At 63.4% G+C, this 26,158-nt stretch carries 23 protein-coding genes; 16 read left to right on the top strand and 7 right to left on the bottom strand.

The annotated features are described in order from the left end of the window. Positions 1–4: 4 nt before the first annotated feature. Together KTR60_RS21640 and KTR60_RS21635 are read right to left on the bottom strand one after the other, a co-directional pair. Positions 5–421: a roadblock/LC7 domain-containing protein gene (locus tag KTR60_RS21640; RefSeq protein ID WP_003940329.1), complete on the bottom strand. Its 417-nt coding sequence runs from the start codon at positions 419–421 to the stop codon at positions 5–7. After that, the gene (locus KTR60_RS21635) at positions 418–3,264 is read right to left on the bottom strand and encodes an ATP-binding protein (RefSeq protein WP_228401241.1); all 2,847 of its coding nucleotides are present in this window, start codon (positions 3,262–3,264) and stop codon (positions 418–420) included. Before KTR60_RS21635 ends, KTR60_RS21640 begins: the two co-directional genes overlap by 4 nt. A 378-nt stretch (positions 3,265–3,642) precedes the next feature. Here KTR60_RS21635 and KTR60_RS21630 point away from each other — a divergent pair, with 378 nt between their 5' ends. Beyond that, on the top strand, positions 3,643–4,152 hold the full coding sequence (locus KTR60_RS21630; protein ID WP_042451123.1) for a hypothetical protein: 510 nt from the start codon (positions 3,643–3,645) through the stop codon (positions 4,150–4,152). 4 nt (positions 4,153–4,156) lie between these two features. On the opposite strand, the gene KTR60_RS21625 is transcribed toward KTR60_RS21630, so the two are convergent. Then, a complete protein-coding gene (locus KTR60_RS21625) occupies positions 4,157–5,599 on the bottom strand; it encodes a phospholipase D-like domain-containing protein (protein WP_042921404.1) in 1,443 nt (480 codons plus the stop codon). After that, positions 5,596–6,699 (bottom strand): NAD(P)-binding domain-containing protein, encoded by a 1,104-nt coding sequence (locus tag KTR60_RS21620; protein WP_042451119.1) that lies wholly within the window; start codon positions 6,697–6,699, stop codon positions 5,596–5,598. The genes KTR60_RS21625 and KTR60_RS21620 overlap by 4 nt, the downstream gene beginning before the upstream one ends. Before the next feature lie 112 nt (positions 6,700–6,811). Here KTR60_RS21620 and KTR60_RS21615 point away from each other — a divergent pair, with 112 nt between their 5' ends. The 3 genes from KTR60_RS21615 (at position 6,812) to KTR60_RS21605 (ending at position 11,302) form a co-directional block, all read left to right on the top strand. After that, complete coding sequence (locus KTR60_RS21615; RefSeq protein WP_003940192.1) at positions 6,812–7,543, top strand: enoyl-CoA hydratase; 732 nt, start codon at positions 6,812–6,814, stop codon at positions 7,541–7,543. A gap of 62 nt (positions 7,544–7,605) precedes the next feature. After that, complete coding sequence (locus KTR60_RS21610) at positions 7,606–8,721, top strand: MBL fold metallo-hydrolase (protein WP_228401240.1); 1,116 nt, start codon at positions 7,606–7,608, stop codon at positions 8,719–8,721. 76 nt (positions 8,722–8,797) lie between these two features. Continuing rightward, positions 8,798–11,302, top strand: coding sequence for a cation-translocating P-type ATPase (locus KTR60_RS21605; RefSeq protein WP_003940410.1), 2,505 nt, complete (start codon positions 8,798–8,800; stop codon positions 11,300–11,302). A 6-nt stretch (positions 11,303–11,308) separates the two neighbouring features. On the opposite strand, the gene KTR60_RS21600 is transcribed toward KTR60_RS21605, so the two are convergent. Continuing rightward, positions 11,309–12,451: a sensor domain-containing diguanylate cyclase gene (locus tag KTR60_RS21600; RefSeq protein ID WP_003940053.1), complete on the bottom strand. Its 1,143-nt coding sequence runs from the start codon at positions 12,449–12,451 to the stop codon at positions 11,309–11,311. A 180-nt stretch (positions 12,452–12,631) separates the two neighbouring features. On the opposite strand from KTR60_RS21600, the gene KTR60_RS21595 reads away from it, so the two are divergent. The 12 genes from KTR60_RS21595 (at position 12,632) to KTR60_RS21540 (ending at position 24,842) form a co-directional block, all read left to right on the top strand. Then, a complete protein-coding gene (locus KTR60_RS21595; protein ID WP_003940164.1) occupies positions 12,632–12,823 on the top strand; it encodes an antitoxin in 192 nt (63 codons plus the stop codon). A gap of 121 nt (positions 12,824–12,944) precedes the next feature. Then, the gene (locus tag KTR60_RS21590) at positions 12,945–14,591 is read left to right on the top strand and encodes a Na+/H+ antiporter (RefSeq protein ID WP_003939739.1); all 1,647 of its coding nucleotides are present in this window, start codon (positions 12,945–12,947) and stop codon (positions 14,589–14,591) included. Positions 14,592–14,606: 15 nt separating this feature from the next. Continuing rightward, positions 14,607–15,824, top strand: coding sequence for a lipase family protein (locus KTR60_RS21585; RefSeq protein ID WP_064074002.1), 1,218 nt, complete (start codon positions 14,607–14,609; stop codon positions 15,822–15,824). A gap of 4 nt (positions 15,825–15,828) precedes the next feature. After that, entirely contained in the window at positions 15,829–16,215 is a 387-nt protein-coding gene (locus tag KTR60_RS21580; RefSeq protein WP_047272600.1) for an MmcQ/YjbR family DNA-binding protein, read from the top strand. Then, positions 16,212–17,429, top strand: a complete 1,218-nt coding sequence (locus tag KTR60_RS21575) for a sensor histidine kinase (protein ID WP_030534943.1) — start codon at positions 16,212–16,214, stop codon at positions 17,427–17,429. The genes KTR60_RS21580 and KTR60_RS21575 overlap by 4 nt, the downstream gene beginning before the upstream one ends. 51 nt (positions 17,430–17,480) lie before the next feature. Continuing rightward, positions 17,481–18,272 (top strand): LytR/AlgR family response regulator transcription factor, encoded by a 792-nt coding sequence (locus tag KTR60_RS21570; RefSeq protein ID WP_047272635.1) that lies wholly within the window; start codon positions 17,481–17,483, stop codon positions 18,270–18,272. After that, positions 18,269–18,640: a membrane protein gene (locus KTR60_RS21565; RefSeq protein WP_003939880.1), complete on the top strand. Its 372-nt coding sequence runs from the start codon at positions 18,269–18,271 to the stop codon at positions 18,638–18,640. The genes KTR60_RS21570 and KTR60_RS21565 overlap by 4 nt, the downstream gene beginning before the upstream one ends. 10 nt (positions 18,641–18,650) lie before the next feature. Beyond that, complete coding sequence (locus KTR60_RS21560; RefSeq protein WP_030534942.1) at positions 18,651–20,402, top strand: cation acetate symporter; 1,752 nt, start codon at positions 18,651–18,653, stop codon at positions 20,400–20,402. Positions 20,403–20,564: 162 nt separating this feature from the next. Next, positions 20,565–20,927: a DUF485 domain-containing protein gene (locus tag KTR60_RS21555; protein WP_003939976.1), complete on the top strand. Its 363-nt coding sequence runs from the start codon at positions 20,565–20,567 to the stop codon at positions 20,925–20,927. Next, the gene (locus KTR60_RS21550; RefSeq protein ID WP_228401238.1) at positions 20,924–22,561 is read left to right on the top strand and encodes a cation acetate symporter; all 1,638 of its coding nucleotides are present in this window, start codon (positions 20,924–20,926) and stop codon (positions 22,559–22,561) included. Before KTR60_RS21555 ends, KTR60_RS21550 begins: the two co-directional genes overlap by 4 nt. Before the next feature lie 73 nt (positions 22,562–22,634). Then, positions 22,635–23,066 (top strand): SRPBCC family protein, encoded by a 432-nt coding sequence (locus KTR60_RS21545; protein ID WP_003939735.1) that lies wholly within the window; start codon positions 22,635–22,637, stop codon positions 23,064–23,066. 120 nt (positions 23,067–23,186) lie between these two features. Continuing rightward, complete coding sequence (locus tag KTR60_RS21540; RefSeq protein ID WP_228401237.1) at positions 23,187–24,842, top strand: substrate-binding domain-containing protein; 1,656 nt, start codon at positions 23,187–23,189, stop codon at positions 24,840–24,842. A gap of 1 nt (position 24,843) precedes the next feature. Here the strand turns inward: KTR60_RS21540 and KTR60_RS21535 are convergent, their stop codons facing one another. Both KTR60_RS21535 and KTR60_RS21530 read right to left on the bottom strand, forming a co-directional pair. Further along, positions 24,844–25,749 carry a transporter substrate-binding domain-containing protein gene (locus KTR60_RS21535; RefSeq protein WP_030534940.1) on the bottom strand — a complete coding sequence of 302 codons (906 nt, stop codon included), beginning with the start codon at positions 25,747–25,749 and terminating at the stop codon, positions 24,844–24,846. A 65-nt stretch (positions 25,750–25,814) separates the two neighbouring features. Then, positions 25,815–26,087 (bottom strand): WhiB family transcriptional regulator, encoded by a 273-nt coding sequence (locus KTR60_RS21530; RefSeq protein WP_050654722.1) that lies wholly within the window; start codon positions 26,085–26,087, stop codon positions 25,815–25,817. Positions 26,088–26,158 lie beyond the last annotated feature (71 nt).

The raw sequence follows: 26,158 nt of genomic DNA, 5'->3' as shown, positions 1-26,158 counted from the left end.
GAACTCAAATACCCTGCGATGTTCTCGGGGCAATGTCCATGGTGGTGCCGACGCGATCGACGAGAGTCGCCATTTCGTAACCGATCTGGCCGATGTCGCATCCGGCGACAGCGAGAGCAGCAAGGTAAGCGCCACTACCGACGCCCATGAGAAGCAGGTAGCCGTTCTCCATCTCGACGACGGACTGCATGACGGCTCCACCGTCGAAGAGGCGTGACGCCCCCGCGGACAGGCTGGCGAGTCCGGAAGTGACAGCGGCTAATTGATCGGCCCGATCGAGCGGAAGATGTGTGCTCGAGGCCGTCAACAACCCGTCGGCTGAGACGATGATCGCGTGACTCACACCCGGCACGTCTCGGGCAAAAGCCGATACCAGCCAGTCGAGTGCGCGGGGAGTCTCTTGGGCTCCGACAGTGTTCACTGTTCTCCTTCATCGTTGTGCAACATCGTGGACGATTCGAAAGACTGTCCGCCATCGGGCTGATGGTCGGCGGCGCGCCGACGCCCTCGTTGTACTCCGGATTGGTAACTGCTCCAACCACGTTGGACGTCCGCCGGATTGGATGCATGGCGCTGTGTCGTTCCGCCTCTCCCGACTGCGCCGGGAACCAGGCGGGCTCCGCGGTCTCGAATGGGAAGTCCGGAATCGGCGATCTTGGTGACCGGCATCTCGAACGAGGTCCGAGCGGCCAGCCAGCCTTGATCCGCGTCGGTGGTCCACGCACTGCCGGTGGAAGCAGCTGAAGTCTCCGCCGTCGGGTCCACGAGCCACTCGGACACCATCCGGGCGAAAATCGGCATCGTGGTCGGGGCAGCGAGTACGCCGTTCGAGTTGCCCTCTCCCGCGCCGTCAGCGCGCGCCGATGCGCGAGCAGAGAGCCCGTCACGGGTGCGCGAGGAGAAGAACGCCGCAGTATTTGTCGGCGTCGGGGCTGAGAGCCGGTGCCGTGGCGGCGGGGTTGTCGACGGGTGTGGACCCACCGGGATCTCGGGACCCTGTGCCGGCGAGGTGAATTCCGGCGAAGGAGTACGCACGGGAAGGGACGTCGATGCGCTTGTGCCTTCGGGATCGGGCAGAGGAGCGAAGGACGACACGGAGGTGGCGGGTGCAGCAGTGGTCGGAGTCGAGGTACTGACCGCCGGTACTCCACTTGTGCCCGGAGTGCGACGTGGCAACCCCGAAGGCGCTGTTGTCGTGGGAATGGATTGCGGTGTGATCGGGGCGAACGTCTCAGTCCGGTCGGTGCTGTTGCTGGGCGTTCGACGCGGGAGATCTGCGAAACTTCTGGTCGCAGGCTGCGGGGGTGCCAATTCGGTCGGGACGGGCTTTGACCAGGACGGTTCAGACGGTGCGGGCGGCGGAGTCCGATCGAGCGTGGGCACGGGTCCGGTTCGCGGCGTGCGGATCTCGGGTCCCCGAGAAGAATCGAGTATCGACGTCGGTAGGAGCACCGTTGCGGTGATGCCGCTGTGCGTCGACGACGTTGCCGTCGGGCGCAGGCGCACAGAGATGTTGTAGCGACGACTGATTCGGCTCACGACGAACAAACCCATGCGACGCGCTGTATCCGCGCTCATCTCGCCGCCGGCGGCGAGGCGCTCGTTGGCATCGAGGATATCGGCAGGCGACATGCCGATACCGAGATCTGCGATCTCGACGATCATGGAGCCGTCGATGGTGCGGGCAGCGTTGATGGAGACGGTGGTCTCCGGCGGGGAGTACCGCAGAGAATTGTCGAGCAGTTCAGCGATGAGGTGAACGACGTCCGGGGCAGCATGACCGGTGACGACTCCGGGCGGTATCTGCCCGAGTTCGACGCGTCGATATTCCTCGACGCCTGATACCGCCGCACGAAGGATATCGCCGAGAGCGACGGGGGCGGTTCTGGCGCGGCGTACATCGGTTCCGGCGAGAACCAACAAGTTGTCGCCGTTTCTACGCATTCTCGCGGCGATGTGGTCGAGCCGGAACAGATTCTCGAGGCGACGAGGGTCGTCTTCGTCCTGCTCCAACTGTTCGATCAAGCCGAGTTGCTGGTCGACGAGGGACTTGTTACGCCTCGACAGCGTTTCGAACATGTCGTTGACCTGGCGCCGCAGGGTGGCCTGCTCGCCGGCCAGCGTGATGGCCTGACCGTGCATGTCGTCCACCGCGCGTGCAAGCTCGCCGATTTCCTCGTGGGTGCGGATCGGTACACGGGCGAAGTCGACGTCGTCGATACTGGCACCTGCGCGAATTCGTTCGATCGCGTCGGGGAGTCCGCGTCGTGCTGCTTGCAATGCGGCAAATCGCAGCCGACGGATCGGATCGATGAGCGATCGGCTGATGACGAGGGCGATGGCCAGTGCCAGCAGGACCGCGCCGAGCACGATTGCAGTGTCACGAAGTGCTGCGGTTCGTGCTGCATTGGATTCAGCGGTGACGGTATCGCCGAACTCGGTGACGGTGGTGTCGGTCAGGCTGTTGTACTGGTCGTTTCCGGATTTCAGATCGGTACCGACGCGGCTCCCCAGAGGAGAGGTCGACGGGGTTGATCCGAGTGCGTTGATCCGGTTCTGAGCGGAGTTGCTGAGGGTCCGGACGGTGTCGTTGCTCCCGTCGATGGCGAGAATGTTGTTCAGAGCGACCAGTTCGGCACCGGCGGCACTGACCATCGAGGTACGAGCCTGCTGGTCCGGATCACCTGAGCCGAAGAGGATTCGTTGTTCGGCCAGTGCTCGTCGCGCATCCCAGAGTGCTGAGAGTCGGCCACCCTCTTCGCGCAGCGCCGGACGCTGAGAATGCTCGACGACGCTGGTGAAGGTGCTCGAGAGTGCGCGAGAGACTTCGCCGACCCGCGAAACCAAGCGTGCGGGAGCCACCGCGCCGGCGGCGACCTCCTCCGTGATGGAACGGCTCTCTGCGAGCGCCGAAGTCACTTGGTCGTTGAGATCGTCGTCGGACTGGAACGCGCGCGCGGCGTCGACCAGTTGATCCATTGCGTCCGAAACCGCTTGTGTGGCGGGGCCGGTGTCAGTGCGTGCCGATGCGGCTTCGGCGAGCTCGTACAGCGCGGATTCGAGATTGATCGCGGCGGGCACAGCGAGGGCGCGCTCGGACGAGGAACTCAGCTGTGCGGCTTCTTCGAGTTCCGTCTGAACGCGAAGGGCTCCGAGGACGACGGCGACGATCATCGGCAATGCGAGAACGGCGATGACCTTCCATCCCAGGCGCCATTCGCCGATCGACCACCAAGAGGTTGTCGTGTGTGAATCGTGTTTCATGCGGAACATGGCCCCTTCACGTCAACCCCCCGTGGGTCATTGCCCGAACCCCTTCGATCCGGTTTGACCAGAAGGGGTAGTTAGCTGAACGGTAACAGACTGTTCGCTGGCTCGCTACATCCCAGTTGGCTTCTTGGATCGCCGATGACTATATCCGGATTGTAAGGCCAGGTGAAAGGGTAAACGGACAAGTGCGGCGAATGGGATAGCCGGAAAGTCCAATTTGGTAGCTCGGCGAGCGGTGTTGCCCGGGAATTCGTGGAACTCACGGCAAGCATCTGGCTCGTGTCCCGACATCGAGGACACGTCCGAACGAGGCGCACACGCATGTCAGAATGTGGAAACCGCACCGATGACCGAATTGAACTTGGAGCCATAGTGAGTGGAACTGCTCGCGACGCGTTGCGCGCGATCGCCGAACTGCTCGCCCCTGACAGCGCTGTTGTCATCGATCGTGTGACTCTCGCGATCGACCAGCCGGAACGGTATGTCGAAGTACAGAACGAGTTGTACTCACAGACGCTCGAGAAGCCGCACCCGGAAATGGCGTGGTTTGCTCTCGTCGACGCATTGCACGAACAAGAACGCCTGGTCTGGGTGGATTGGAACGAGGGCGCTGCCGAGGTTCTGGGTCAGCTGCGAGTGCTCACGTCGGCGCCGGCAGGATCGTGGGAGTGGGCGGACAGTCTTGCCATGGGCTTCGATCGAGCTGCCGGACTCGAATCGCTTCTCGCCCGTATCGTCGACAACATCACCGATACGGGCGTTTCACTTGCCTGGCTCGACAGCGACAGCGATACGTTTCTCCTCGCGCTCGTCCCGAGTGTTCACGGTGCAACGCTCGTCGAACTCGCGCTGGCAACCGGGCACTGCGTGCGCGTGTTCTAGAGTCTCAGCGTTTGCCGAGCAGGCGGCGCAATCCTTCGATTCGATCGCTCAGTCTGGGTGGCGTGCGCTCGGGATCCATCAGTGCATTTTCAGCGAGCACGTGGTCTTCGCCGTCGACTGTGTTCCGGTCGAATTCGCGCAGACTGCGAGCGTCGGAGGTCGCGAGAGCGCGAACCGTCGACAACAGTGACTGCTCGCCCAACGCGTCGTCGACTTCTTCCTCGGTGACGTCGAGGTGCTCGCTGAGTAGGCGGCGCCTCAATCCGATGATCGAGGCGCGCAACTCGACATCTGCGTCGTCGTCGGATTCGACGGCGATGTCGCACTCGGTGTCGAAGCCCATCGAACGGTTGTTGAGATTCGACGACCCGATTCGCAGGAGGCGATCGTCCATCACGAGAACCTTGGCGTGGACGTAAATAGGTGCGCCAGAAGAGGTCACGGGATAAAACGCCCCGAACCGGTCGTGGATATCGGCGGACCACAGCAGATGCAACAGGTCGTGGCGCGCCCCGTCCATCGCCTTTTGTTCCAGCCAACCGTCGGCGTTGCGCGGAATGACCAGAACGATCTCCGGTCCGTCGTCCTCACGCAGGCGCGCGGCAATCGCCTCGGCCAGAGTGCGTGAGGCGAGGTACTGGCTTTCGATGTACAGCGTGTGCTCGGCCCCGGCGATGGCCGCGAGATACAGCGCCTCGATCTCACGCACCTCCGTGCGTTCGCCGAGCTCCGGCAATGTTCTGGCGACGGCTACGTCGACAACCCGCAAGGTGGGCGCCAGATTGACGGGCCACGGAGTCGCGGTGCTCTCGACCGGTGTGAGATCCTCGCCGGTTGCGGATTTCCAACGTGCCCGCGCCAATTCGCCGATGGCCGCCGCCGCATTGCCGTCGACCGCCGTGGTCGCGTCATGCCAAGGGCCGTAACGCCTTCCACTCGGAGTGATTCGGTAATCGTTTCGGTCGACGTGATCCGAGGTGTCCCAGCGGTCCACAGTCATGTCGATGCCGCCGCAGAACGCCAGGGCGTCGTCGATGACGATGATCTTCTGATGGTGCGCCGCGCCCACCGGATGGGCGCCGTCGATCTCGAACCGAAGGCGCTCGTCGGTCAACCAGTTGGACACGAAGACGGGAGTCATACCGCGGCCGATTGCGGTGAACGCGCCGATGTTCCATTTGAGTACGAGGATTTCGAGGTCGGGTTTCTCGCGGACGAGCCAGCGGAGGAACATTCCCAACCGGTTGGGGCCGTCGAGAGTCTGCTCGCCTGGTTCGAGTTTGATGCGCGTGTCGAAGTCCCAGCCGATCAACATGATTCGCTTCTCAGCTTGCAGCATTGCGGACTTCGCATGATGAAAGTAGTCAGCGGCGTCGACGATGCAGGCAAGATTGTCCGCCGGTTCGATGCGCCAGCAGGTTTCGCCCGGAACAAGGATTCTGTTCATTCGCCGATTCCCAGGTACGCGGTCAGTTCGCGCGCTGCCGCTTGGCCGGCGCGGTTGGCTCCGATCGTCGACGACGACGGTCCGTATCCCACCAGGTGCACGCGAGGGTCGGCTTCGACCTGCGTGGCGAGGCGCCCGGTCATCGGGATTCCGCCACCCGGTCCGCGCAGGTGCAACGGCGCCAGGTGATCGAGTGAGCTACGAAAACCGGTGCACCACAAGATGACATCGGCGTCGGCGACGGTACCGTCGGCCCACTTCACGCCGTTCGGAAGAATTTCGGAGAACATCGGCAGTCGATTCATCACACCACGCTCTCGCGCTGCCCGGATGGCAGGCGTTACCGGGAGGCCGGTCACCGAGACAACGGATCCCGGTGGCAGGCCGCGTCGTACACGATCTTCGACCATGGCAACCGCAGCGCGGCCGATGTCCGGCGTGAACGGCTCGTCGCGGAACTCGGGTTCGCGCCGCGTCACCCAGGTAGTGGTCGTGACGCGTGAGATCTCGTCGAGCAGTTGGACAGCCGAGATCCCGCCGCCGACCACGACGACATGTTTGCCTTCGAACTCGGCAGCGGTTCGATAGTCCTTCGTGTGCAGTTGTCGGCCACGGAACGACTCGGCCCCGCGATAGTGGGGGATGAAGGGCCGCTCCCAGGTCCCCGTCGCGTTGATCAAGCCTCGCGCCGCGAATACTCCCTGGTCGGTCTCGATCCGCAGGCGCTCTTCCCTCGGACACACCACTCGCGTGTGTACCGGGCGGTGGACGGGAAGTTCGAATTGCTTTTCGTACAGTTCGAAGTAGTGGGGGACCGCCACCGATGCAGGCACCTGTTCGGCGTCTGTACCGGTGGTTTCCGCGAAGGACATTCCCGGGAGGTCATGGACGCCGTTGACGGTGCTCAGTGTCAGGCTCGGCCAACGGAACTGCCACGCCCCGCCCGGCCCCGACGCATGATCGAGCACCACGAACCCCGATTCGGGCTCGATTCCGAACTTGCGCAGGTAGTACGCGGCGGAGAGTCCGGCCTGTCCGGCGCCGATCACCACCACGTCAACCGGGTGTGGTTGCTGTGCGGCAAGGTCGTCTGTACTCATCGGTAATCTAACCTCCTGATGTACAGAACTTAGCTGCAGAGAAGTATGCGGACGGTATCGGCGCCTCGGAACATCCCTGTGTCGAGCCTTCCAGAAACGAAAGTGAGCGGACATGATCGGGTTCTCCCGTGACGGCAACGTCGTGACCATCGAGTTGCAGCGTCACGAGCGTCGTAATGCGCTCAGCGCGGAACTCTGCATCGCAATACGGGACGCGATGAACGCGGCGGTAGCCGAGCACGCGCACGTCGTCGTCATCACCGGTGAGGGATCGGCGTTCTGTGCAGGCGCGGACCTTTCCGGCGACGTCTACATGGAGGGCTTCACCGATCGCCTGTTCGAGATGCTTCGCTCTATCGACACGGCGCCCATCCCGGTCATCGCTGCCGTCAACGGTCCGGCCATCGGCGCGGGTACGCAACTGGCCATCGCGTCGGATCTTCGCGTCGTGGCGCCGAGCGCTCGCTTCGGAATCCCGGCCGCCACCCTCGGTGTCTCGGTGGACAAGTGGACGATGCGTCGGCTCGCGTCGCTGGTCGGCGGCGGTCCCGCGCGCACCATTTTGCTCGGCATCGAACAGATCGGCGCCGAAGAAGCCTTCACTCGCGGCCTCGCCAACAAAATCGGAACCCTCGACGACGCTCAGGAATGGGCACACCGCATCGCGAATCTCGCACCGCTGTCGTTGCGGCACATGAAGATGGTTCTCAACGACGACGGCACCATGGAGGAGCAGTCTCCCGAGCAGCTCGACGCGCTTCACGCCGCCTGGCTCAGCGAGGACGTCCAGGAAGCCCGCGCTGCCCGCATCGAGAACCGCCCTCCCGTATTCAAGGGTAAGTAAAGCTGGTTGCAGGGAAAACAGGCGCCGGGCACGCAGGGCAGATAGTGGCTACGCTCGTCTGAATGAAGAAGACGACGGTTCTCGGAGTTGCTGCTGTTGCCGCGGCGACGGGGTGGGTGGCGCGAGCCGCATGGGGCATCCCGACGCAGATCGGGGCCTCGCGAAACACGGTGCAACCGTATGCGGCGATGTCCCCGCGATACCGGGACCGCCAGTTCCACAACTCGGAGCCCAGCAGCACACTGGTTCCGGGCACCGATGTCGGAATGTTCAAGTCGATGGCCACGCGAGGGTCGACGGGTCGGCCGCGTCGGCCGATTCCGTTGGCCACTCCGCTGGCACCGGCGGCAGCCGGCGACGCGGCGGTGACGTGGTACGGCCATTCGAGCGTTCTCGTCGAGGTCGACGGCTACCGCGTTCTCGCCGATCCGGTGTGGAGTGAACGCGTATCACCCTCGGCCACAGTAGGTCCCGCACGCATGCACCCCACTCCGGTGGCTTTGACCGAACTGCCTGCAGTGGATGCGATAGTCATCTCTCACGATCACTACGACCATCTCGACATGACTACGGTCAAGACCCTGACTCGTACACAGACCGCTCCGTTCGTCGTGCCGATCGGTATCGGTGCGCACCTGCGGCACTGGAAGGTGCCCGAGAACCGGATCGTGGAACTGGACTGGGACGAGTCGACCAAGATCGGCGACCTGGTCCTCACGTGCACGGAGGCTCGTCACTTCTCCGGTCGTGGGCTTGTCCGGAACACGACCCAGTGGGCGTCGTGGGTATTCGCCGGGCCGAAGCACCGGGTCTTCTTCGGTGGTGACAGCGGATACACATCACGTTTCGAACAGCTGGGTGAAACCTATGGGCCTTTCGATCTGACGCTTCTCCCCGTCGGTGCGTACGACGTGCGCTGGCCGGACATCCACATGAATCCGGAAGAGGCAGTGCAGACGCACATCGACCTCAACAAGGGCGACGGGTCGCGCGGTGTCTTCGTCCCGATTCACTGGGCGACGTTCAACCTCGCGTTTCACTCGTGGTCGGAGCCGATCATTCGCCTCGACGAGTCGGCTGCAGATGCGGGCACAACAGTGTCGGTCCCGATGCCGGGCGGCAGGATCGACGCGTTGTCACCGACACCGCCGTCGAAGTGGTGGATACCGCTGGGCTGAGCGACGAAGTGTCGCGGACGTGGTTGCCTGTCGAGTCGCACCCTGATTAGTTGCTCCGGGTGCGTAATCTTTGACCATGGCTCACGAGCACACCAGTTCAGAAGAGACAGCAGTGGCGGTAGCCCCCGAGCGATTGCCGGACGACGTCGACGTCGCCCGCGGTCTGACCGCCGATCAGGTTGCGGCCCGGATCGCGTCGGGACAAACCAACGATGTACCGGACCGGGCGTCCCGCTCGGTCAAGGACATCATTCGCGGCAACGTCTTCACTCGCATCAACGCGATCCTGACCGTGTTGTTGGTGATCGTGCTCGCGACGGGTTCGATCATCGACGGCATGTTCGGACTGCTGATCATCGCGAACAGCGGTATCGGCATCATCCAGGAGATCCGCGCCAAGCGCACGCTCGACGCTCTGGCCATCGTGAGTCAGGCCAAGCCCATGGTCAGGCGTGACGGCGTCGCCGTGGCGATGGCGCCCAAAGATGTTGTGCTCGACGATATTATCGAACTCGGATCCGGTGACCAGATAGTCGTCGACGGTGAGGTGGTCAGTTCGGCTGCACTCGAGGTCGACGAATCGCTGCTCACCGGTGAGGCCGATCCGGTTCACAAGGCGAGTGGCCAGCAAGTGTTGTCGGGCAGTTTTGTTGCCGCGGGCAGCGGTGCATACCGCGCCACCAAGGTCGGCGGCGATGCATACGCGGCCAAGCTGGCCGAAGAGGCGAGCAAGTTCACCCTCGTGCATTCCGAACTGCGCAGCGGCATCGACAAGATCCTGAAGTTCATCACCTACCTGATGATTCCGGCGGGTGCGCTGATCATCTTCAATCAGCTCTTCACGATCGGCCTGCCGATCCGACCGGCACTCAACGGCATGGTGGCAGCTCTGGTTCCGATGGTTCCCGAAGGCCTTGTGCTCATGACGTCCATTGCATTTGCGGTCGGTGTGATCCGGTTGGGCAAGCGCCAGTGCCTCGTTCAGGAGTTGCCGGCGATCGAGGGTCTGGCTCGTGTCGACGTGGTGTGCGCGGACAAGACCGGAACGCTGACCGAGAACGGTATGCGGCTGTCCGAGGTCGACGTCGCACCGGGTGGATCGGGGGAGACTGCGGTCAAGTCCGCGTTGAGCGCGATGGCCGCGTCCGACCCTCGCCCCAACGCGAGTGTCCTGGCGATTCGCGAGTCTCTCTCCGACGACTCCGGGTGGGGCGAAGCGACAGCGGTGGCGCCGTTCTCCTCGGCGAAGAAGTGGAGCGGCCAGTCGTACGGCAGTCACGGCAACTGGGTACTCGGTGCCCCGGACGTGCTGCTCGATCCCGACTCGGAAATGGCCCGCAAGGCCGAGGAAGTGGGTTCGAGCGGACTTCGTGTCCTCATGCTCGGCAGCAGCGACCTCCCCGTCGACGACGCCGACGCCCCTGGCACCGTCACCCCCGAAGCTCTGGTCGTGCTCGAGCAGAAAGTGCGCCCGGACGCCCAGGAGACGTTGGAGTACTTCGCCAGCCAGAAGGTCGCGGTCAAGGTCATTTCCGGCGACAACGCGGTTTCCGTCGGCGCGGTTGCCGGATCCCTCGGACTCGAAGGCGGCGACCGCCCCATCGACGCGCGAGAGCTGCCCAGCGATCAGGAAAAGCTGGCGGACACTCTCGACGGAGCAACGACGTTCGGTCGAGTGCGACCGGATCAGAAGCGGGAAATGGTCGCGGCCTTGCAGTCTCGCGGACATACCGTCGCGATGACCGGTGACGGCGTCAACGACGTGCTCGCTCTCAAGGACGCCGACATCGGAGTCTCGATGGGGTCGGGCAGCCCGGCTACCCGAGCCGTGGCCCAGATCGTGCTGCTGGACAACAAGTTCGCGACGCTCCCGTACGTCGTCGCGGAAGGCCGCCGAGTGATCGGCAACATCGAGCGTGTGTCGAATCTGTTCCTGACCAAGACCGTCTACTCGGTGGTGCTTGCGTTCCTGATCGGCATCACCGGCGTCCTGTCCCAGGTCTTCGACTTCGAACCGCTGCCGTACCCGTTCCTGCCCCGCCACGTCACGATCGCAGCGTGGTTCACGATCGGTATCCCGGCCTTCATCTTGTCTCTGGCACCCAACAACGAGCGCGCGCGAACCGGTTTCGTCTCGCGCGTGATGCGTCTGGCGTTGCCGTCGGGCCTGATCATCGGCATCACCACGTTCATCTCCTACGTATTGGCTTACCAAGGCCCGGACCAGACGGAAACCCAGAAGATCCAGGCCGGAACCAGTGCGCTCATCACGTTGATCATGATCGCCGTGTGGGTTCTGGCCGTCGTGGCTCGGCCGTACGTCTGGTGGAAGCTCGTTCTGATCGGCGGGTCGGTGGCCGGATACCTCATCCTGTTCGCGCTGCCGTTCACCCGCGAGTTCTTCAAACTGGATCCGAGCAACGTCGCTGCGACGACGCTCGCGATCACCCTCGGCGCGATCGGCGTTGTACTCGTGGAACTCTCGTGGTGGATCAGCGCACGCCTGCACGGGGAGAAACGAAAGATGTTCGCGACGCCCGACGACCTGCCCGGCGAGCATCACCATGCCCACAGTGAGTGAGTAGTTTCAGCGCCTGAACATCTGCACCCAGGCAATGCGATCGCCGCCGCGCTTCTTGGCTCGGTACATCGCATTGTCTGCGTGCTCGATCAGTTCGTTTACAGCTCGATCCGGTAAGTCCGTCTCGGGACTCAGATAGACGCTGACGCCGGTACTGGCGGACACAGGATAGGGATCGGAGTCGGACGAGACCGCCGAATGTATCTCGGTGGCGACCTGCTCGATATCTCCTCGATCGACTCCGCGCAGGACGACGAACTCGTCTCCACCGATTCGAGCCACCACCGCATCGGGTCCGGCGGCAGCGATGAGGCGGTCGGCGACAGCGGTCAACGCGTCGTCGCCCGCGACGTGGCCGTGTGTGTCGTTGAGGTTTTTGAACGAGTCGACGTCGATGAGTAGTGCGATCAGAGCCTGCGTTCGATCACTGCGCAGCAGATGCTGTGCCTCGTCCTGGAGTCCGCGGCGATTGAGTGTCGCGGTGAGGTAGTCCCGGTGGGCGTTGCGTGCGTCGTCGGTCAGGCGCAGCCAGACGATCTGCAGAATCCATGCGGTGGAGAAAACCACACCAGCAACCATCAGATAGAGATTCACGACCACCCAGTCGTCGTTGACCGGCTCGGACATCGCCATGGCAGCGAGCGTCGTGCAGACAGCAAGAGCCCAACCGATGTGGCTGATGGCAACGCGAGGGCTGTGAACTATCGCCGCATAGAAGCCGATCATGATGAACAAGATGCAGCCGATGGTTCCGACGAAAGCGGTGCGTACGGCGAAGAAGAGAGTGACGGCGAGCCACAGGTCGGCCCAGACGACAAAGGCCACGGATTGTCGCCAAGTTGGCCACGATTCGTTACGCGCCCAGCGGTAGCCCGCATAGGCGCCACTGATAGTTCCGAGGGCAAAGATCGACCGCGCCAGGGCGGTGTCGGAACCGAAGCGGCTCAACTGCATGGTCGCCGCGATCAGGGCGAAGAGAAAACACCACACCGCGACTAATTTGCGTCCGGGAACGGTCAGCCCGCGAGTGTCGAGGAATCGGGGGAGCCAGGTGTAATCGGTGCGATCCGACCACCACCGGGACAGCAGTTCACGCGTGGGGTAGGGGTCGCTCCCCGTCCCGCGCAGTCCTGCATTCAAACCGGGCACCTGTCGATGTCGATGGGTGGTCAATCAGCTATTGGCGGGTTAACGCTACCTCGAGTTGCGCACGGCTCGAACGCACGGACCTGCTTTCTGGCGCAGAGGCCGTCGACCTGTGAGAATCGAAGGGCGCGGAGGAACGATTCCGCCGAAGGATGTGCGTCAGCACCGGGAGAGGACACGGACATGGGTTTCTTGGACAACGTCAAGGGATTGGTCGAAAAGGGCCAGGAGCTCGCAGCGGAGAACTCCGACAAGGTTCACGACGCTATCGACAAGGTCGCCGACATCGCCGACGACAAGACCGGCAACAAGTACGGCGATCAGATCGACAAGGCAGCTGAGGCCGCCAAGAAGGCTGTTCCCGAAAAGCAGTAATACCGGATTCGGCATACCGTTTTTCGGTAGCACCGTTGCTCAGGGGCCCGTCACCGAAAAGGTTGCGGGCTTCTGTGCGTCCGCTGGGTGAACTCCCAGGGTCGGCGGGCAGAATGAACGCGTGAACTTCACCTGGATTCTGCTGGTCGTCATTGCCGCCATCGCAGTCACCGGGCTGTCCAATCGACGAAACCTGCAGGCCCCGCTGGTTTTGGTGACGGTAGGTTCGGTCGCATCCTTCATACCCGGTATGCCGCGGCCGGAACTCGATCCCCACGTCATTCTCGGTGTGGTCCTGCCGCCGCTTCTCTACTCGGCCGCTCTGAAATTCTCGGTGGCGACCTTCAAACGCAACTTGGCCCCGATCCTGCGCCTCGGCGTCGGAATGGTCTTGGTGACGGCGTTCGTGGTTGCCTTCTTCGCCGAATGGATGGTGCCCGAGTTCACGATCGGCGCCGCCCTGGTGCTCGGGGCCGTGATCGCGCCGACCGACGCCGTCAGCGCGGTGGCGGTCGGTCAGAAGCTCGGGCTCCCGAAACGGGTGATCGCCATCCTGACGGGCGAGGGGCTCGTCAACGACGCCACCGCGCTCACGCTCTTCACCGTCGCCGTCGCAGCAGTGACCGGAACGCGAATTGCCACCGATTCGCCCCTGTTGTTCTTCGCGTACGAAGTGATCGGCGGCGTTGTCGTCGGCTTGGTGCTCGCGTTTGTCGTCAAGTTCGTTCGTGCCCGCATGTACGACTCTCCACTCGAAACCGGCTTGGGGCTGGTCCTTCCGTTCGCTGCCTACCTGGCCGCTGAAGAACTACACGCGTCCGGTGTTCTGGCCGTCGTGGTCGCTGGTCTGGTGATCGGGCACTATTCGACGGACGCGTCGATCATGACGCGATTGCAGGAGCGCTCGGTGTGGTCGAGCCTGGACACTCTTCTCGAGATGTTCGTCTTCGCGTACATGGGGCTCCAGCTGAGCTTCGTGATCGACGATGTTGTCGCCGACGGACTTCCGGTGCTTCACGTGTTCGCGTACGGTCTCGCAGTCCTGGCCGTTGTCATCGTGATTCGGCCGGTGTGGCTGTTCCTGAGCTACTCGCGTGTGCGATTCGGTGTAACCCTGCGCCGTGATCGCGAGAATCAACTGACGTGGAAACAGAATCTGGTGGTCTCGTGGGCGGGAATGCGCGGCGTCGTCACTCTTGCTGCGGCCGGCGGTATCCCGTTTGCACTCTCGTCCGGCGAGCCGTTCCCCGGACGCGGCGTCATCCAGGCGATCGCGTTCATCGTCGCGGTCGGGACATTGCTCATCCAGGGATCTACCTTGCCGTTCATGATCCGTCGCCTCGACGTCGCAGATCCTTACGAGCAGTTGCGCACGCAGGAACAGATGGAGTTGGCCCGCAACATTTCTCGCAAGGCGGGAGAGAAGGCGTTGGCAGACGCGGCCGCGCACCCTCCGCCGGGGATCGACGGGAAGGAACTGCAGGCGATCGTCGAACGCGTACGACGCTCGATGCAGGCGAGGCTTCAACTCCAGGAGGTCGACGAGGACGCCGATCGCGAGGCCGCCTTGTGGAATGCGGGAGCTCTGTTCGACAAGTTCCGGCATCAGTCACTGCGCTCGCAACGAGTTGCGCTGATCGCCGCACGTGACGACGGAGATCTCGACGACGAGGTATTGCGTACCGTATTGGAAGGACTCGACATCGAAGAGGCCGCAGCAGAGGAACGTGTCAGGCGTCGCCGAGCAGGTAGCGGTGCGGGCAAATAGAGGGGAACACTGCGTATGACTGTTCGGAGTTCGAGGGTTCGCGCAGTCTGGGGAGTCGTGGTGGCGAGCGCACTTCTCGTGAGCGTCGGCTGCGGATCGGATGCCTCGCCGGATGTCTCCGTCACCGACACCTCGACCACGACAACCCCGTCGGTCGAGAGCAGTGCGCAACGTGGCGTCGTGTTCGACAGTGAACCCTTCACCAGCACAGCCGAAGTGGCGGCGTCCGGAGCAAGCGCGGTGAAAATCCTGTACGGCTCCACCTCCGGTATCGACGGCCGGGAGACCCAGGTATCGGGAACGGTGTTCACACCGCCTGGAACGCCGCCGGAGGGCGGTTGGCCGATCGTCTCCATCGGCCATGGCACGACGGGTATTTCGGACGACTGTGCGCCGTCGGCCTCGCCGACCCTGTTCGGCACGATCGGCCTGGTCGCGCCGTTCCTCGACTCGGGATACGTGGTCGCTGTCTCCGACTTCGAGGGCCTCGGCACTCCGGACCCGCATCCTTACCTGCAACCGGACACCGCGGCGTTCAACGTCATCGACGCGGTTCGAGCGGCGCGCAACGTCGTTCCGGACACCTCGACTCGTTGGGCAACTCTGGGGCTGTCCCAAGGCGGGCAGGCATCCTGGGCGGCAGCCGAGGAAGCCGACACCTACGGCGACGGACTCGAATTCGTCGGTGCAGCAAACCTGTCCCCGGCAGCGGACATCTCGCCGATCATCTCGAGTGATTCCGAGGTGAATCTGTCACTGCCTCAGCAACTGCTGCTGCCCTATGTACTCGAAGGGCTGTCCCTCACCCATCCGGACCTCGAACGAACCGACTACGTGCGCGGCGCATTCGAGCAGAACTACGACCTGCTCACCTCGTGCCTGACCTCTCGGGCGACGGAGAAGTTGGGTCTGGTCGGAAAGGTGACGCCCGCCGACACACGGCCGGCTACCGCCGAGGATGCGGACCGAATTCACGCGTGGCTCAGCGATGTTGCTCTTCCCCGTCAACGCGCGAGCGGTCCGATGTACGTAGTCGTCGGTACCAATGACAACCTGATCCGTCCGGAATGGACCGAGGCGGCAGTCGAACGCGCCTGCGCCGGCGGTGACGTCATCGAATTCCAGGCGCGACCGGGTGAAGGTCATGCGGACGGCGCCGCTGTGCCGGGAGCTGTCGCGTGGGTGAAGGATCGATTTGCAGGTGTTCCGGCACCGAATACCTGCGGGTCGTGAATCGATGACGGCGTCGGCACGAATCCGCGCTCTTGCCCTGGCATTGCCGGAGGCGACCGAGCGGGTCAGCCACGGTGAAGCGTCGTGGTTCGTGCGCAAGGCGCCGCAGTTCGTCACCATGGCAGATCACCACCACGACGATCGCGTCGCGATCTGGGCCGCGGCCCCACCTGGGGCGCAGGCAGATTGGGTCAGTCGTGATCCGTCGAGGTTCTTCGTCCCTCCGTACGTGGGTGGCCGGGGATGGATCGGCGTGTACCTCGACGTTCCGAGTGCCGACGAGACCGAGGACGAGAAATTCTGGAACGACGTAGCCGACGTCGTCGAAGATGCGTACCGCACGGTGGCTCCGAAAACACTGATACGGAAACTGGACGAGGACTCGCGTTGAGTCCGGCCGTGGTCGCGCTTCTCAGCGTGCTGATTCTCGCAGTGGCCGGGGCGCTGACGGCTGTGTGGATGCGCACCAGACGTGAGGTGACCACCCCCACCGAACGTGCCGTCCATGCCGCTCTCCATACGGCTTCGCTTGCCGCGCGGCCACTTCGGCGTGGACTCGACGAGAATTCGGCCGCCGAGGCGGCGCCTCACCTACGTGAGCTGACCGGCGGCTCCGGTCTGGGCCTGGCAGACGCGTCGGGAAACCTGTTGGCGTGGGACGGCCGTCACGAAGCGTTGTCCGAACAATTCCACGACGCCGCCATTCGTGCGATCGAAGGCGAACGCCGGGTACTCGTCACGCACTCGGACCTGGTGCGCGGACCGAGCGATCACCATGTGCGAGCGCTGATCGCTCAGCCCCTGCTGATCGAGGACATCGGCGTGGTCGGCGTACTGGGAATCGTCACCAGCGAGGACCCGTGGCCGGGAATGCTCGGAGCGGTCACCGAGGTGGCACGATATGCCTGCAGTCAGATCGAACTCGCCGACCTCGACGCGTCCAGAGCCCTGTTGGATCGAGCCGAAGTGCGTGCCCTGCGCGCACAGATCAGTCCTCATTTCATCTACAACGCGCTCAACACGGTCGCATCGTTTGTTCGAACCGATCCGGCGCGGGCCAGAGAACTGATCCTCGAGTTCGCGGACTTCACGCGGTACTCGTTCCGATCTGCGGGTGAGTTCACCCTGCTTGCCGACGAGCTGCGCAACATCGATCGTTACCTGACCCTCGAACGCGCGCGATTCGGGGAGGCTCTGAACGTCCGCCTTCAGATAGCACCCGAAGTGCTCAACGTGGTTCTTCCTTTCCTTGCCCTCCAGCCGCTGGTCGAGAACGCGGTTCGTCACGGCATTTCGAGTAAGCCGGAGGGCGGGACCGTGAGCATCGTGGCTGCGGACGAGGGACCGGACTGCATCATCAGCGTCGAGGACGACGGTGTGGGGATGGACCCCGAACTACTGCGCTCCGGTTCGCTCGACGCCATCGAGTCGGGATCGGGGCGACCCAGCGCACGAGAAGCTGCTCACGTCGGTTTGGCCAACGTCGACGACAGACTTCGTGCCGCGTTCGGCAATGACTACGGACTCGTGGTGGAGACAGCGCCGGGTGCCGGTACGAAGGTCAGCATGCGTGTTCCCAAGTTCAAGCAGGGTATTCACGTCTGATTCTCGCCTTCGATGATCAGGCTGAAACCGTCGTGGGAACATGGACCTGTTGTGAACGAGACTGACACTGATGCCCAGCTGACCGTCCTTGCCGTCGACGACGAGAAACCAGCCCTCGACGAGCTGGCCTTCTTGCTGCGCGCCGAGGACTCGGTGGCGCAGGTTCACACGGCATCGGATGCGACGACAGCGTTGCGGATACTGCGCGGTGGAAGCATCGACGCGGTGTTTCTCGACATCAACATGCCCGGACTCGACGGTCTCGAACTGGCCGGCATCCTCTCCAATTTCGCGACGCCACCGCCCGTGGTGTTCGTGACAGCGCACGACGATCGAGCGGTTGACGCATTCGATCTCGGCGCCGTCGACTACCTACTCAAACCGCTCCGGGAGGAGCGTCTCGCTCAGGCCGTTCAGCGGATCGTGGGGCTGGCCGGGCGCACCAAGAGTGAGAGCAAACCCGAAGCTGCGCCCACGGACGAGGTGATCCCGGTGGAACTGGGCGGTGTCACGACGCTCGTTCAGCGTTCCTCGGTGGAGTGGGTGGAAGCCGACGGGGACTACGCGCGTTTGCACACCGCTGGAAAGTCGCACCTGGTGCGCATCCCGATCTCGACGCTCGAATCACGCTGGGCCGACGCGGGCTTCTTGCGTGTGCACCGCTCCTACCTGGTGTCGCTGGCGCTGGTCACCGGCATCCGAACAGTAGGCAGTGGATTGGTGGTCTGTTTGCGCCCGCACGGTGACAAACCTCCCGTCGAGCTTCCGGTCAGTCGCAGACACACCCGTGAACTCAAGGATCGACTGGTTCGTGCGCCCAAGCAGAGTTGGTTGTCGCGGTGACGTCGCAGTCCGATCCTCCGCAGCGTGAGCGCGTTGTGTTGGCGCAACGTAGTGGCGCACGGATCGTGCGAACACGGGTGGAGGTGCAGGAACAGACCGAAGTCGGTGACGCCATGATCCGCGGTCTCGTTCGCGCGCAGTTGGGACTGGCGATTCGCCTTGCCGTCGTGGCAGCCGGGCTCCTGTGTGCGGTGCCGCTGCTGACGCATCTCTTCCCGACGCTGTCGGAGGTCGCGGTCCTTGGCATCCGGTTGCCCTGGCTCGTGATGGGCGGCGCCGTGTATCCCTTGCTGTTGACGACCGGTTGGGTGTTCGTGCGTCGTGCGGAGCGAAACGAGCAGGACTTCAACGACATCGTGGACGACTGAGCGCGGCACTGTGGGAGGACAACCTATCCCGGTGTTGACGGTGCTCGGCATCGTGGCAGCAGCTGTCGCGACGGTGGCTATCGGAATCTACGGCGTTCGGCTCGCTCGTACCACCTCGGACTTTCTCGTCGCGTCCAGAACCGTCAGTGCGCGGTGGAATGCGACGGCCATCTCCGGCGAGTACCTCTCTGCTGCTTCGTTTCTCGGTGTTGCGGGGCTGGTCGCCAAGTACGGCGCCGACGCACTCTGGTATCCCATCGGCTTCACCGCCGGATACCTCGCCCTGCTGCTGTTCGTCGCAGCGCCGCTTCGGCGTTCCGGTGCGTATACCGTCCCCGATTTCGCCGAGTTCCGTCTCGGCTCACCGCGATTGCGCAAGCTCGCGATGCTCGTGGTCGCGATGGTGTGCATCCTGTACCTGATCCCGCAGTTCCAAGGCGCGGGACTGACGCTCAATATCTTGCTCGGGGTTCCCAGTTGGATCGGCGGCGTAGCGGTCGGGGTCATCGTCATCGCCAACGTCGTCGGCGGCGGGATGCGCTCGATCACCTTCGTTCAGGCCTTCCAGTACTGGCTGAAACTGACTGCCGTCGCGATTCCCGCTGTGGCACTGACCTTCTACTTCTTCGGCGATCACCACGACGTCGGCGCGTCGATGCCGCCGACGGTCACCACTGCGACGACCGTCGACATCACCACCGACGTCGTCGTCCAGGTGTCCGAGCCGGTGACGGTCAGCGGCGGCACAGTCGACGGGCGAGCGGTCGAAGGCACGATGACCCTGGGGCCGGGGGAGCACACTCTCGGTGAAGGCATGTCCATGGTCCTCGACGCGGGAGCCGCTGTCCCTGTCGTCGCCGGAGCGCCCGCGCAGAACTCTGACTGGATCACCCCGGGTTGGGGTTTCGGTGGGCCGCACCCGATGTACCAGGTGTACTCGCTGATGCTCGCGACCTTCCTCGGAACGCTCGGCCTTCCTCACGTTCTCGTCCGGTTCTACACCAACCCCGACGGCCGGGCAGCCCGTCTGACGTCGCTCGCCGTTGTCGGTCTGGTCAGCGTGTTCTACCTGTTTCCGACACTCCTCGGCGTCTTCGCTCGCCTGTACGTCCCGCAACTTCTGATCACCGGCACCTCTGACGCGGCGGTGCTGCTGTTGCCGGGCTCGGTGTTCTCGGGGTGGGGCGGACAACTGCTGGCAGCCCTCGTGGCGTCCGGTGCCATCGCCGCTTTCCTGTCGACGTCGTCCGGATTGCTCGTCAGCATCGCGGGCGTCGTCAGTACCGACGTTCTCCGTGGGCGAGTTCGAGACTTCCGTATTGCAGCGCTACTGGCCGGGGTCGTTCCTCTCGTGCTGTCGCTGGCGGTGGTGTCGGTCGACCTCTCGAGAACCGTCGGTTTGGTGTTCGCAGTCGCTGCGTCGACGCTCTGCCCACTGCTCGTATTGGGTATCTGGTGGCGCGGTCTGACTGCCGTCGGCGCGGGGGCGGGGATGGTTGTCGGTGGATGTGTTGCGGGCACTGCCGCTACTGTCGCCGTCCTGGGTGGTTTGTCGGAGGACGTCCTCGGTGGCTGGCCGGCAGCCATTTTCGCGTTCCCGGCCGCGGTGAGCGTGCCGCTGGCGTTCCTCACGATGATCGTCGTGAGCAAGGTGTCGTCGAAGCAGATACCGGCAGATATTGCGCGAATCTTCACGCGGATGCACGCCCCGGAACGGCTCGGAATGGGCTCCGATCGCGAAGACGATCTCCGCCAACCCTGACTTTCACCGCCCGAACCCTCTGCCGTTGGTCGCGCCTGCCTGACCGTTCGGCGCAGCGCGCGACTGCTCACCGTGTGACTGGCGCCACAGCGTCTTCATGTGACTCCGATCTCACTAACGTCTGTGCGTAGTTCACTTCACACGCGAGGCGAGGAGCCGGCAGTGTCCACAGCAGAAATCAGTGAGGGGTCGCCGCAAGAGCGACGCACCCCGGATGCCCAGGCATTCATAGACATGCAAGCGAGTCCCGAATTCCAGGAACTCCGAACGCGTCTGCGCAAGTTCGTTTTCCCCATCACTGCATTCTTCCTGCTCTGGTATGCGGTGTACGTCGTCCTGGCTACCTATGCCCACGACTTCATGGCCACCAAGGTCCTCGGCAACATCAATCTCGGCATCATCCTCGGCCTCGGGCAATTCGTCACGACCTTCGCCATCACCGCGTGGTACGTGAAGTTCGCCGGTCGTGAGCTCGATCCCCGCTCCGCCGCCATCCGTGAAGAACTGGAAGGTCCCGCACAGTGATCACCACACTCGCCGCGTCCGGAACGGACGTAGGAAACCCAGCCTTCAACATCGCGATCTTCCTCGCGTTTGTCGTCGTGACCATGACGCTGGTGATCCGCGCCAGCCGGACCACCAAGAAGGCGTCCGACTTCTACACCGGTGGTGGGCAGTTCACCGGCCCGCAGAACGGGTTCGCCATCGCCGGTGACTACCTCTCGGCGGCATCGTTCCTCGGTATCGCAGGTGCGATCGCCGTGTACGGCTACGACGGCTTCCTGTACTCCATCGGCTTCCTTGTCGCCTGGTTGGTTGCACTGCTCCTGGTCGCCGAATTGCTCAGGAACACGGGCAGATTCACGATGGCCGACGTGCTGAGCTTCCGACTCAAGCAGCGTCCGGTGCGCATGGCGGCGGCCCTGTCCACTCTGGCCGTTTCCCTCTTCTATCTTCTTGCCCAGATGGCCGGCGCCGGTGGACTTGTCGCCCTGTTGCTCAACATCGACGGCAAGGTGGGACAGTCGATCGTCGTCGCGATCGTGGGTGTGCTGATGATCGTGTACGTCTTGGTCGGCGGCATGAAGGGCACCACCTACGTACAGATGGTCAAGGCAGTTCTGCTGGTTGCCGGAGCCGGAATCATGTTCGTACTCGTTCTGTGGGCAGTGCGCGGCAACTTCTCTCAGTTGCTCGCCAATGCGCAGGACATGGTCAACAGTTCCACCACCAAGGGTGTGCAGGGACGCGACATCCTCGGCCCCGGTGCCAAGTACGGTCTTTCCGGAAAGACGAAGCTCGACTTCATCTCTCTCGGAATCGCTTTGGTGCTCGGCACGGCGGGCCTGCCGCACGTGCTGATGCGCTTCTACACGGTGCCCACTGCCAAGGAAGCTCGCCGCTCGGTGACCTGGGCGATCGCGCTGATCGGTGCCTTCTACCTGTTCACACTGGTTCTCGGCTACGGCGCGGCCAGCATGGTCGGACCGGACAAGATCTTGGCAGCGCCTGGTAAGGAGAACGCGGCCGCTCCGCTACTCGCCTTCGAGCTCGGTGGCACCATCTTCCTCGGCATCATCTCCGCGGTGGCGTTCGCGACCATCCTCGCCGTCGTTGCCGGTCTCGCGATCACTGCTTCGGCGTCGTTCGCTCACGACATCTACGCCAGTGTCATCAAGCGCGGCAACGCAACCGAGGAGCAGCAGGTTCGAGTTTCTCGAATCACCGTCGTGGTCATCGGACTCGTCTCCATCGTTCTCGGCATCATGGCGATGGGGCAGAACATCGCCTTCCTGGTGGCTCTCGCCTTCGCGGTGGCGGCCTCGGCGAACCTGCCCACCCTGCTCTACTCGTTGTTCTGGAAGAAGTTCAACACCACCGGTGCGCTCTTCAGCATCTACGGCGGTTTGATCAGCTGCTTGACGCTGATCGTGTTCTCCCCGGCAGTGTCGGGCAAGCCGTCGTCGATGTTCCCGAACTCCGACTTCGCCTGGTTCCCGCTCTCGAACCCCGGCATCGTCTCGATTCCGCTGGCATTCGTCCTCGGCATCGTCGGTACGTACATCGGACGTAACAAGATCGAAGATCCGGCAAAGCAGGCGGAGATGGAAGTTCGCTCCCTCACCGGCGTCGGCGTCGAAAAGGCTGTCAGCCACTAAGAGGGGCAAAGCCCCGTGCGTCTTTCTGGTACCTCTGGTTACGGAAAAGGCGCACGGGGCTTATTGTTCTGCCATGGCAAAGCTCACAGTGAAAATCGACGTTCCGCTTCCTCCTCAGGAAGTGTGGGACAAGGCGTCCGATCTCAGTGGATACGAAAACTGGCTCGTGGTTCACGACGGATGGCGCAGTGAACTTCCCGAACAACTGGGTGTCGGCACCGAGATCAGCTCGGTCGTGACTGTGAAGGGCCTGCGCAACCGCGTTCGGTGGACCATCAAGAAGTACGACGTCCCGAAGGCGATCTCGCTCAAGGGAGACGGCAAGGGCGGGGTCAAGCTCGGTCTCGAACTCGACGTCAAGGCAAAGGGCGACGGGTCGGAACTCGCGCTGACAGTCGAGTTGGGCGGCGCGCCGTTGTTCGGCCCGATCGGTTCGAGTGTGGCGCGGGCGCTCAAAGGCGATGTGGAGAAGTCGCTGGCCCAGTTTGTCCAGATCTACACCTAAGTTGTGGAGATTTCCACATCGAGCTACTTCACCGCTAACATGAGTTAGGATTCTTTTCGGCGGGATAAACCGGGCATCGGTTGGTTATTGATGCGGGTCCCGCCGGAAAGGATTCGATCAATGTCGTCTCGTCATGGGTACGGCGCACCACCTGCGTCCATGCCTCGATCCGTGCAGGTTCTGATCGGACTCTTGGCAGTAGTCGCAGTCGGTGGAACCGCAGCATTCGCCGTGACGTTCAAAAGCGTCAGCGACAAGGGAGAACTCGGTGCGAGTGCTGTCACAGCTGCGACGGCAACCAGCTGTGAGAACCCGGAAACCGTGACCGTGGCCGCCGATCCGTCGATCGCCTCGGGACTCGAAGCTGTCGCCGCTGCCATCCCCGCTACGGAACTCGGGTGCAGCTCGCTCAGTGTGACGCCGCAAGATCCCGTGCTCACCGTCGCGGCGATCGCCGACGGTTCGGCACCCGCACTGTGGGTCCCTGATTCGAGCGAATGGTTGGACAAGGTTTCGGCTAGCGGGCAGGAGATTCGCCGGATCAGCAACTCGGTCGCGTCCACCCCTGTTGTCACTGTCTCGGCGCCGGGTAGCGAGGCACCCGCCGCTTGGACGGATGTCCTCGGCGCTCCAGCACTGCACATCGGCGATCCCCTCACCAGTGCCGTCTCCAGCGCACCGATCGTGGCAGCCTTTGCCGAGGCCCAGTCGCGGGGCGGGGACCTCACGTCCATTTCGGCAGCCCTGGTCCCGGTGGCGCAAGCGCAGTACGGAAATCTGAAGGAAACCGGTTCGACCGGACGCATCCAAACCGTGGACGCGGACGGCGGGACCGCGGTGACGACCGAGCAGACCTTCGAGGCTTATCTCGCCGCACATGCGGACAGTCGACTCACCGCGTCGGTACCGTCTTCCGGTTCGGTCTTCATGGACTACCCGATGGCAGGTGTGGGTGCAGACTCGGCGGCGGCGGTCGACGCCGGCAAACTGCTGGCGGCAGCGCTGACATCGGACACCGGGCGCTCCGTACTTGCCGGCCTCGGGTTCCGCGGCGCGGATCAGGCCCCACCGGTAGCCGGTGGAGTGGGAAAGGTTGGCTCGCTGGTGCCGTCCGATCCGACTGTGGTCACCAAAGCGCTTGCGCGGTACGAGATTCTGTCCAGGCCTTCCCGTGCACTGGCAGTTGTCGACGTCTCGGGGTCCATGGACTACATGCAGGACGGGGTCACTCGAATGGCCGCGACTGCACAGGCCGGTGACATTGCGATCCGAATGTTTCCCGCCAACGCACAATTGGGTCTCTGGGCATTCTCCATAGACCTCGGCGAGGGCACGGACTACCGCGAACTCGAACCTGTCGCCCGTATGGATGCAACTGAAGGCGACACGGATCATCGGAGCAAACTGCTGTCTCGGATCGACAGCCTCTCTTCGATCGTCGGCGGCGGAACAGGTTTGTACGACAGCGTTCTCGCCGCGTATCGGTCCATGCAACAGACCTACGATCCGGCCTCGATCAATTCGGTGATTCTACTGACCGACGGTGCGAACGATGATCCGTCGAGTATCTCGCTGCAGGAACTTCTCGACACCCTGACTCGCGAGCAGGACCCGACGCGGCCGGTACCGATCATCACCATCGGTGTCACCGATGACGCCGATACCGATGTGCTCGAGCAGATTTCGGCTCTCACCGGCGGCAACAGCCACTTCGCTCCGACACCGGCAGACATCCCGAAGGTCTTCGTCGGCGCGATCAGTGGGCGCGCCGGCTGAACTACTCGAGGACTGGCGCGTCGGCGCTGTCCGTGATCCATTCGGTTGCGAGTCTCTCGAGGGTGCCGTCGGCGTAGAGCGCATCCACGGCGGCAGAGACGCACGCCGTCAGAGGACTGTTCTTCTCGAGCACGAACCCGAAGAATTCGGTGACCGCGTTGGGCCGCGGAAACTGACCCACGATGACCGACCCGGGCAGTTCGTTCTCGGTGATGTGAAATCCGGTCGGGATGTCGACGACCAATGCGTCGATCTCGCCCGCGGCCAGCGCAGCTTTCGCGTCGTCCGTGGTCGCGAACTCGCGTGGCGCAGTGGTCGGAACAATCGTGTCGGTGATCGCCGCGAGGCTGGTGGAACCGGTCTGAGCGCCCAAACGGTAGCCGGCCAGATCCGCAAGATTCTTTGCCTCAGCGGCTTTGCTCCCGCGCGAGGCGATCACCGACTGCGCCACTGCGTAATACGGCGAGCTGAAGTCGACGTTCTCGCGGCGATCCCCGGAAACCGTGAACTGATTGACGTCGAAGTCGAAATCCTTGGGGCCTGGTTTCAGTGCGTCGTTGAAGGCGACCGTGGTGAAGCGAACCTGATCGGCGTTGTACCCGAGTTTGTCGACGACGGCCCGGGCCACCGCCCCCTCGAAGCCCTTGCCGTTGGACGGAGTGTTGTCGACGAACCACGGCGCGTACGCCGGCGAATCGGTGGCGATGGTCAAGACACCGTCTTCGAGGGTGGTCCCGCTCTGGGGTCCGCACTTGTCCACGGCGGTGGTCGAGGGCAGTTTGGTGAATGCCTCGGGAACCGTGGTCGTGGTGTCCGCTGCCGCAGGTGCCTCCGGCTGCGACGAACACGAGCCCAACAAGATCGAGCAAGCGAAGATCGCGGTCACGGCAACAGCGCGTCGTGTCATAGGCACAAGGCCATCTTGCCTGTTTGTCCGGTACGGACGTGACGGGGGTCTCGTGTGAGCGGAGTTCACGCAGCTGAGCGTCGTAGTGCAAGGCGCTCCGACGGTGTCGTCCCACCCCATACTCCGTGTGGTTCAGCGGTGTCGAGTGCAAAGGTCAGGCAGTCCCGAATGACCGGGCAGCGGAAGCACACCTGCTTCGCGGAACTCTCCCGTGCAGCCCGATTGCGTCCGCGCTCTTCACCCGGCGAATAGAACACCGCCGGGTCCACTGTTTTACAGGTGGCGAACATCCGCCAGTTGTTGTCCACCAACGGCTCCACGGAACTGCGAACTGTCATCGTGGTCTCCTCTCCCATCGAGAATCCAGTCTTGCCCGTGGCCTGGCACAGCGGCAGGTTTCCGATCCATC

This window comes from Rhodococcus sp. C1 (assembly GCF_020809065.1).
Lineage (GTDB): Bacteria > Actinomycetota > Actinomycetes > Mycobacteriales > Mycobacteriaceae > Rhodococcus_F > Rhodococcus_F qingshengii.
This window is presented reverse-complemented; position numbering and strand designations above follow the sequence as displayed.